Origin of the sequence: Thermoplasma sp. (genome assembly GCF_023256435.1) — an archaeon.
Lineage (GTDB): Archaea > Thermoplasmatota > Thermoplasmata > Thermoplasmatales > Thermoplasmataceae > Thermoplasma.
The window spans coordinates 11474-18976 of the sequence record NZ_JAGDXM010000051.1; the positions used below are offsets into that span (position 1 = coordinate 11474).

The 7503-nt window shown below is 42.5% G+C and carries 9 protein-coding genes; 5 read left to right on the plus strand and 4 right to left on the minus strand.

Going from position 1 to position 7503, the window contains the following annotated elements; genetic code table 11:
* A partial coding sequence (locus tag Q0C15_RS07220; RefSeq protein ID WP_297217808.1) for an NAD(P)/FAD-dependent oxidoreductase occupies positions 1-831 on the plus strand: 831 nt, incomplete at its 5' end.
* A gap of 133 nt (positions 832-964) precedes the next feature.
* Here Q0C15_RS07220 and Q0C15_RS07225 read toward each other — a convergent pair.
* From Q0C15_RS07225 to Q0C15_RS07235, 3 genes are all read right to left on the minus strand, one after another.
* Positions 965-2335 (minus strand): signal recognition particle protein Srp54, encoded by a 1371-nt coding sequence (locus Q0C15_RS07225; RefSeq protein ID WP_297217810.1) that lies wholly within the window; start codon positions 2333-2335, stop codon positions 965-967.
* A 112-nt stretch (positions 2336-2447) separates the two neighbouring features.
* Positions 2448-3236, minus strand: coding sequence for a biotin/lipoate A/B protein ligase family protein (locus Q0C15_RS07230; protein ID WP_110640469.1), 789 nt, complete (start codon positions 3234-3236; stop codon positions 2448-2450).
* Complete coding sequence (locus tag Q0C15_RS07235) at positions 3236-3496, minus strand: lipoate protein ligase C-terminal domain-containing protein (protein WP_297217814.1); 261 nt, start codon at positions 3494-3496, stop codon at positions 3236-3238. The genes Q0C15_RS07230 and Q0C15_RS07235 overlap by 1 nt, the downstream gene beginning before the upstream one ends.
* Before the next feature lie 150 nt (positions 3497-3646).
* Between Q0C15_RS07235 and Q0C15_RS07240 the strand changes: the two genes are divergently transcribed.
* Positions 3647-4645: a tyrosine--tRNA ligase gene (locus tag Q0C15_RS07240; RefSeq protein ID WP_297217817.1), complete on the plus strand. Its 999-nt coding sequence runs from the start codon at positions 3647-3649 to the stop codon at positions 4643-4645.
* Position 4646: 1 nt separating this feature from the next.
* Here the strand turns inward: Q0C15_RS07240 and Q0C15_RS07245 are convergent, their stop codons facing one another.
* Positions 4647-4805: an AbrB/MazE/SpoVT family DNA-binding domain-containing protein gene (locus Q0C15_RS07245; protein WP_161952078.1), complete on the minus strand. Its 159-nt coding sequence runs from the start codon at positions 4803-4805 to the stop codon at positions 4647-4649.
* 205 nt (positions 4806-5010) lie between these two features.
* Here Q0C15_RS07245 and Q0C15_RS07250 point away from each other — a divergent pair, with 205 nt between their 5' ends.
* From Q0C15_RS07250 to Q0C15_RS07260, 3 genes are all read left to right on the plus strand, one after another.
* Positions 5011-6183, plus strand: coding sequence for an MFS transporter (locus tag Q0C15_RS07250; protein ID WP_297217822.1), 1173 nt, complete (start codon positions 5011-5013; stop codon positions 6181-6183).
* 30 nt (positions 6184-6213) lie between these two features.
* On the plus strand, positions 6214-6780 hold the full coding sequence (locus tag Q0C15_RS07255; RefSeq protein ID WP_297217825.1) for a hypothetical protein: 567 nt from the start codon (positions 6214-6216) through the stop codon (positions 6778-6780).
* 109 nt (positions 6781-6889) lie between these two features.
* Complete coding sequence (locus Q0C15_RS07260) at positions 6890-7324, plus strand: hypothetical protein (RefSeq protein ID WP_297217828.1); 435 nt, start codon at positions 6890-6892, stop codon at positions 7322-7324.
* Positions 7325-7503 lie beyond the last annotated feature (179 nt).

A 7503-nucleotide genomic window follows, 5' to 3' on the forward strand; every position in this document is an offset into this window, starting at 1 on the left:
AAGTCTCCAGCTCTCGGCGTTATCAAGGAGAACGGAAAGGTTGCAGGAGCCAAAATACGCCACAACAATGAGATCGTTGAAGTCAGGGCCAAGATGGTGATAGCTGCAGATGGCTTCGAAAGCGAGTTCGGAAGATGGGCCGGTCTTAAGAGCGTTATACTGGCGAGGAACGACATAATTTCCGCGCTGCAGTACAGAATGATAAACGTTGATGTGGATCCGGACTATACCGATTTCTACCTTGGTTCTATAGCGCCAGCCGGATACATATGGGTATTTCCAAAGGGAGAGGGAATGGCAAACGTCGGCATCGGTTCATCCATAAACATGATCCACAACAGATTTGAACTGAAGAATTATCTAGACAGATTCATAGAGAACCATCCTGGCCTGAAGAAGGGGCAGGACATACAGCTGGTCACAGGTGGCGTCTCTGTCTCAAAGGTCAAGATGCCAATAACCATGCCTGGCCTCATGCTGGTGGGAGATGCGGCCAGACTGATAGATCCCATAACCGGCGGGGGAATAGCGAATGCTATAGTATCAGGAATGTATGCTGCCCAGATAACAAAGGAAGCCATCGAAAGCAACGATTACTCCCCACAGATGATGCAGAAATACGAAAAACTGGTCAAGGAACGCTTCGAAAGGAAGCATCTCAGAAACTGGGTGGCAAAGGAGAAGCTTGCGATGCTATCAGACGATACGCTGGACAAGCTCGTGGATATAGTATCAGAACAGGTACTGACCACGATATCTGTAGAGGCTATACTGAAGGCAATCGCTGAAAAATACCCTGAGGTCGTCAAGGAACTTGAAGACCTCATCTGATCTTTTTATTGAAAAAGTTCAGTCAATTCGAGAATTTTTCTTGCTAATAAATCAGCGAAAAATTGGATGTGCCTGTGGTGATATCACAGCTCAAAGGAACGAATAAAGATTAAATTTTTTCAACGCAGCGTGTTCATTCCTTTATTCCGAGATCCTCCAGGCCGAAATTCCCGGACCTGAAATTAGACTGCAGCATCTTCTTCAGGCCACGGTTGCCCTTCATCATTTTCATATTGTTCTTCATGGCTCTGAATTCCTTCAGCAGCATCCTTACGTCTTCCTCCTTCACTCCGGCCCCTCTGGCAATTCTCGTTATTCTCTTAGCATTTATTATGTCAGGATTTTCCAGTTCCTGGAACGTCATCGAGTCCATTATGATCCTGTAAAGCTTTAGCTTGTCCTCAGCGCTCTGGATCCTGGTTTCATCTATCTTCTGTGATCCGGGTATTCTCGCGAGTGGAAGGGCATCCACAAGTTTTTTCATAAGCCCAGGCTTGGAGAACTTTTCCCAGACATCGTACATGTCCTTGAGGTTAAATTTACCGGTCATCAGTTTCTCGAAGGATTCCTGAGCCTCCTCCTCCGTTATTTCTGCTTCCTTTACGGTCTCAAAAAGCGATTCTAGATCTCCGAGACCGAGCAATCTCGATAGGAACTTCTTCGGGTCGAACACCTCGAGGTCATCCATGTGTTCGCCTGTACCTATGAAGTATATTGGAACATGTATCTCTGCAACCGCGCTCAGCGCTCCACCACCCTTTGCAGTACCATCCATCTTTGTTATCACTATGCCAGTGACGCCAACGGCCTCATTGAATGCCTTTGCCTCTGGCCCCGCTTGCTGCCCCATTGTGGCATCTATTATCATCAGCACTTCATCAGGATTTATCGCGGCCTTTATCATCTTGATCTCATCGAAGAGCTCTTCATCCATGGAGTCTCTTCCGCTGGTATCTATTATCTTTACAGCCACATCCTTCAGATATTCGAGTCCATGCTTGATCAATTTTACCGGGTCTTTCTCGTTCTGATCTCCATAGAATTTAGCATTGACCTCAGAGGCGATCTGCTTCAACTGATCGTATGCCGCATACCTGTGTACGTCGGCAGCTATAAGGCCTGAGTTCAGCCCCTTCTTTGCAAAAAATCTTGCAAGCTTTCCGGCGGTTGTCGTCTTTCCGTTTCCGTATAGACCAACCAGCATTATGGTCTGAGGCTTGAGCTTCACATTTGATGGTTCTCCAAGTATCTTCAGTAGCTCTTCATATATTATGCGAACCATGTAGTCCTGATGGGCCATTCCAGAGGGCGGTTTTTCTTCGAGAGCCCTCCTCTCGAGTTCCTTCGTGACCTGTAGCACGGTCTTCACGTTGACGTCGGCCTTCAAGAGCACACGCTGCAGATCCTTTGATATCTCCTTAACGGTTTCCTTGTCGATATAGCTCGATCCGGTGATCTTTCTTATGGTCTCACGCAGCGAGGCTGAAAAGCTTTCTAGAACCATATGAATCTATATTGATTTTTAAATATTTAAGCTATCCATATCGAGAATGGTTTAATTTCGAATTATTCATTTCAGGATTCTGGTGGATAAGGCCTGAAACACCATGGATACTTCAGACGATCTCCTTTCTCACCAACCCCATGTTCCATTCCTCAGTGCTGTACTTTCTGTCGAACAGTTCTTCCGCCATGTTTTCTTCTTTCTCTGTGAGAGTAGACTCCCTGAAATCTATATGCAGCGTATCGGAGAAACCCTTTATCAGAGCATTTCTGACATCCTCAATTGAAACGTTCACGAAATCCGATACGTTTGCCACTCTTTCCCTTGTGCTCTTTGCGATCTTGTCCCTGAACTTCTCATCCGGAACCTTGAGAACGGCGGAAAGCATGTCGAGATCAGTTCTGACCAGCATGGCAGCATGCCAGAGCTTGGCACCCTTTCTCATCGCGCCTGCAGCACCCATTATCTTCTTCTCCCCTGCCATTATGTCTGTCTTCTTATTAACCGGGATGGAAACATCATTAAGCTCTCCTGGTCTTGCATCCAGACCTAATATCCTCAGAGAATTTACCACAGCATCATTCATTGTTCTGAACATTGAGGTTATGTCCATATCATCGCTCGATCTGACAACAGAGAAATTAAGATCACCCAGATCATGGTACACTGCTCCCCCGCCGGTGTATCGTCTTGCAAGCATTATGCCGTGCTTTTTCATATAGTCAAGATCGACTTCTTCCTCTGCGACTTGGAAGTATCCTATAATTACCGATCTATCGTGCTGATAGAATCTCAGAATAGGCTTATCGCCATACTGAAAGCTCCTGTATATTGCCTCATCATACGCAAGGCTCATGCGGGTGTTTCCAGGAGTTTCTACAAACAATAGTCTACCTTCCATCAGATCACCGTTAAAGCCTTTACGAAATCTTCAGGATCAACGCCTGGCGTTGTTATCCCGCGCTGGTAAAACTTTTTGACTATCTCCGCAACGCTGTTGACATCGGATCCCTTCAGCATATCTTCAAGATCGTTAATGGAATTCTCTGGAAACATGAAAAAATCCCCAGAGATATGGATATCCTTTATCGTATTTCCTTCAAGATCGAGCGTAACCCTTATGAGCCCTTTTTTAGCTTTCCAGTTTTTGGTGTATCTCATATCATGGAGTTAATTCAGTGCAGTTTATTACGGTTTCGAAAATAATGGTAATACAATTTCTATGGACTATTTTGCTAAGTATTGTTCGTTTTGCGGCCTTGGCATGTGCGAATGTAACATTTATTAATGGCACCAACGATAACCAGCACGATGCAGTTAATCGAAAAACTTTACAAGAATACCAGAGAGATCGTGACCAAGGAAGATGCAGAGAAGCTAGTTAATGCGGATAATGTCAGATCATATATTGGGATAGAGCCTTCAGGTATACCGCATATAGCAACGGCTGTTATGTGGCCAAGGAAGCTTGCAGAACTGCAGCATGATATGAAAATAACTGTATTGCTTGCCGACTGGCATGCGATGATAAATAACAAGCTTCACGGCGATCTGGATCTGATAAGAAAAGGGGGTGAAGTGCTCAAGAAAGCTTTCAGATCTGAAGGTCTGACCGATGCCGATTATATATGGGCTTCAGATCTTGTTGATTCTTCAGATTACTGGCAGATGTTCATAAATACAGCCAAGAAGAGTACACTTAAGAGAGTGATAAGGGCGCTTCCCATAATGGGCAGGACTGAGACGGATGCCGAGAAGGACTTCAGTATGTATTTGTACCCCATCATGCAGGTTACAGATATATTCTATCTTGATGTTGACGTGGCTTTCGGTGGTATGGATCAGAGGCATGCTCACATGCTTGCCAGGGATATAGCTGAGAAGATGAAGAGAAAGAAGGTCGTCTCCGTTCATGGCTTTCTGCTGAGCAGCCTGAAGGGTAACAGTAGAATGGACAATTTCGTAAAGATGTCGAAGAGCGACCCGAATTCCGCCATACTGGTGACCGATGATCGTGCGGATATAGAGAGGAAGATAAATGCTGCTTACTGCCCCCCAGGACAGGTGGAGGGGAATCCGGTTGCTGAGATAATGAAGTACATTGTTATCCCGTACTACGATAAGGAGATCGTAATATCAGGAAAAGAAGGCAAGATCACTATTGACAATGCAGAGATATTTGATCAGGCATATATAAAGGGAGAGATACAGCCTTCGGAATTGAAGAATACAGTTAGCACTATACTTGACGAGATGATCGACCCTGCAAGGAGATCATTAGAAGGCATAGATATCTCAGAATTTCAGTGATTCATTCTATTTTCTCTATTGTGACTTTGCCGTCATCCTCGAAAAAACCAATTATATCCTCTGGCTTGATGTCCAGTTTCTGGATCACCTTCTTCGGTATGGTTATGCGCAGGGACGAACCCCTGCTGGAAACATGCGATACATCGAGTAACTTTTTCACTGCAATTAGATATTCAAGTCTTAATATTAAGATTTTTTCATTTTTAAAAACATATAACATTTGAAAAATGTATAATTATGACCTAAATACGATTAATGCCATAATGGGGAATCAAACGAAATACCATAAAAGAGCATTTCATAGCTTATTCTGAGAGATCCGAAGTCAGGAAATAATATATCGAGATTCTATATCGCAGAGTGTCGTGAAGAATATAGCTATGTTCAGGCACATATCATCCCTGATGCACGAGGAGAACGTTTCCCTCATAGGTATGTTAGAGGGCATCAGAACGTTTTCTGCATTTTTGCCTATACCTGTCTTCTCGCTTTACGCGTTCCGTTTCACGGATTCAGGGCTGATGGCCGGTATGGCTCTGGGAGTATATGGTATAGCTATGATATTTTCTCAGATGCTGCTAGGTCATTTATCCGACATCATTGGAAGAAAGAAGATCGCCTATCTATCTGCCATTCTTTTCTCCCTTGGAAATCTAATTTCATGGCATCCTTTTAACATATTGATACTTATATTTTCAAGGGCCATAGCTGGTTTTGGAGCTATGAGCAGTCCACTGTTGGCACTCCTGAACGAACAGGCTGATCGTGAAAGGCGTACAATCTATATGGCGACCGTAGGCACGTTCTCAGGATTTGGAATAGTTATAGGTGTGATCGCCGGCCCATGGATCATGCAATATATTGGTTTGAGCGCATTATTTCTGATTTCTGCCATTCTTGGATTCATCTCAATAATTCCCATATCGATGCTGAAGGAACATAGCGTAAAATCTGGTGCCAAGTCGGCATTGGAGATCAATGTTCCTTTCTTTTTTTCTTCATTTGCCTCATCATTTCTTCTCTTTGGATCGTTTTTCTTTCTCCCATTATACTGGACATCGTACGCTAGCGAGATGTCATATTCAACGATGATATTGATCACTTTGATATCTGCAGGTATTCTCGGTATCTTTATTAGCGTAAGAATGGGAATGAAAAGTTCGATCTCCACAATAACCTTGCTTTTATTTGCAGTTTCAGCAATATTTATGTTCTCCCTATGGAAATTTCAGATTCTTGTAGCTACAGGCTTCTTCATATTCGCCGTGGGTTATACCATATTTGAAATTGTCTTCATCCCGTTATTGCTGAAAGACAGGGATAGAAATTACGGATCTCTGATAGGATTCTTCAACGGAGGGCGGTATGCAGGTGAATTTCTCGGATCCATAACCATAGGGTACTTTCTGGGCACATCGCACATATTCTGCCATCTGATACGTTTCACCTTGTTGATCGATGCACTCATGGTGTTTTCCATAATTTTACTAAATGCTCAATATTTCAAATATGGTAATATGTTCAATATGCACAATTAGATTTAAATAAAGAATGATTATCATGTTTTTATGAATTTCAAGAAATTAATTCCACTGATAGCGGTTGCATTATTGCTTCCTACAGTTGCGACTGCGTCCGTCATAGTCTCCGACACATATTCGGTCTCTGTAGGCACTACAACGCACGGTATTTACCTCATGCCAGGTCCTAATTACGACATAGCAAAAGAAAATGGATATATTTATGCTCCTGTTGCGACGGGTTCCAATAACGGGAAAAACATAACCAGCGGATCCACCATAATGGTTAACTATACTAAATATTCAGGCTTTGACTATCTGATGAACGTTCTTGAGATCAAGGATGTGGGAGTAAGTGGAGCACTCTATATAAACGGCAGTCTTCCATCAGGAATATCAATATACGTTAGCAACAATAGTCAATCTTCTCTATCATGGTCATCATCAGAATACTCTATAGAAAACACAACGGGCACCGAAACCTCATACTCTCTCGGAGCTTCGATAGTGCTGACTCCTGGCCATATTTACTACATCAGCTTTGTCATAGCTGTTTCCGTATCTTCCACATCATCAGGATCTTCAACGTTGTATCTGAACTACGTATATGATTAAATATGCAATTGCGGTCGCCATAGCTTTGGCTATGGTAACCCTATCTGTGTCGAGTGCTGTGCCAGCGGGAGTGGCAATATCTAACGGATATGATATACAGGTCAACTCGATGGCAGATAAGGTTTACCTTACTTACGGACCAGCTTTTTTCTATTTGGGTAATATCTCAGTAAATAATACAGCGGATTCATTTATAATAGGAAGTGGTTCTACAATATACCTGAATCCTGAACAGTTTGCAAGGGGATCCTTTTTATTCGCTATTGATGCTTTGCAGGTAAACGATTCCTTATCTCCGAATCATGCAGTTCAACTTTGGATAAATGGATCTATGCCTTCTAATATCATCATATTAGCGCAGAATGATACATCTTTATCCATCATTTCAAATAATACTATTTTCAACCTATCAAACAATGTACCGCTATCTTTTACATTCTACGCGTTTTCATTCAATAATACTGAAACATTCAGTTTAAATTTCAACTATATAATCGATCATAAAATTGTCATTGAATATACCTATAATTTTGTATTAGATTGAGTTTTTCATAAAACGATCGTAGTTCTTTATAGGACTATATTAAAAGTTTAGACAATTATGTAATATTCTCACATCCAGGTCATGATCTAAGTTTAGGCATGTGAGCTACTCCTAAGCTGAAGCATCGGATCTTCCTGCTTCAACGATCAAACTCTATCCGCGTACATCCAGATCGCAGT

Coding starts and splice junctions, on each gene's coding strand:
- Q0C15_RS07225 (WP_297217810.1), bottom strand. CDS start 2,335: ATGGTTCTAGAAAGCTTTTCAGCCTCGCTGCGTGAGACCATAAGAAAG.
- Q0C15_RS07230 (WP_110640469.1), bottom strand. CDS start 3,236: ATGGAAGGTAGACTATTGTTTGTAGAAACTCCTGGAAACACCCGCATG.
- Q0C15_RS07235 (WP_297217814.1), bottom strand. CDS start 3,496: ATGAGATACACCAAAAACTGGAAAGCTAAAAAAGGGCTCATAAGGGTT.
- Q0C15_RS07240 (WP_297217817.1), top strand. CDS start 3,647: ATGCAGTTAATCGAAAAACTTTACAAGAATACCAGAGAGATCGTGACC.
- Q0C15_RS07255 (WP_297217825.1), top strand. CDS start 6,214: ATGAATTTCAAGAAATTAATTCCACTGATAGCGGTTGCATTATTGCTT.
- Q0C15_RS07260 (WP_297217828.1), top strand. CDS start 6,890: ATGGCAGATAAGGTTTACCTTACTTACGGACCAGCTTTTTTCTATTTG.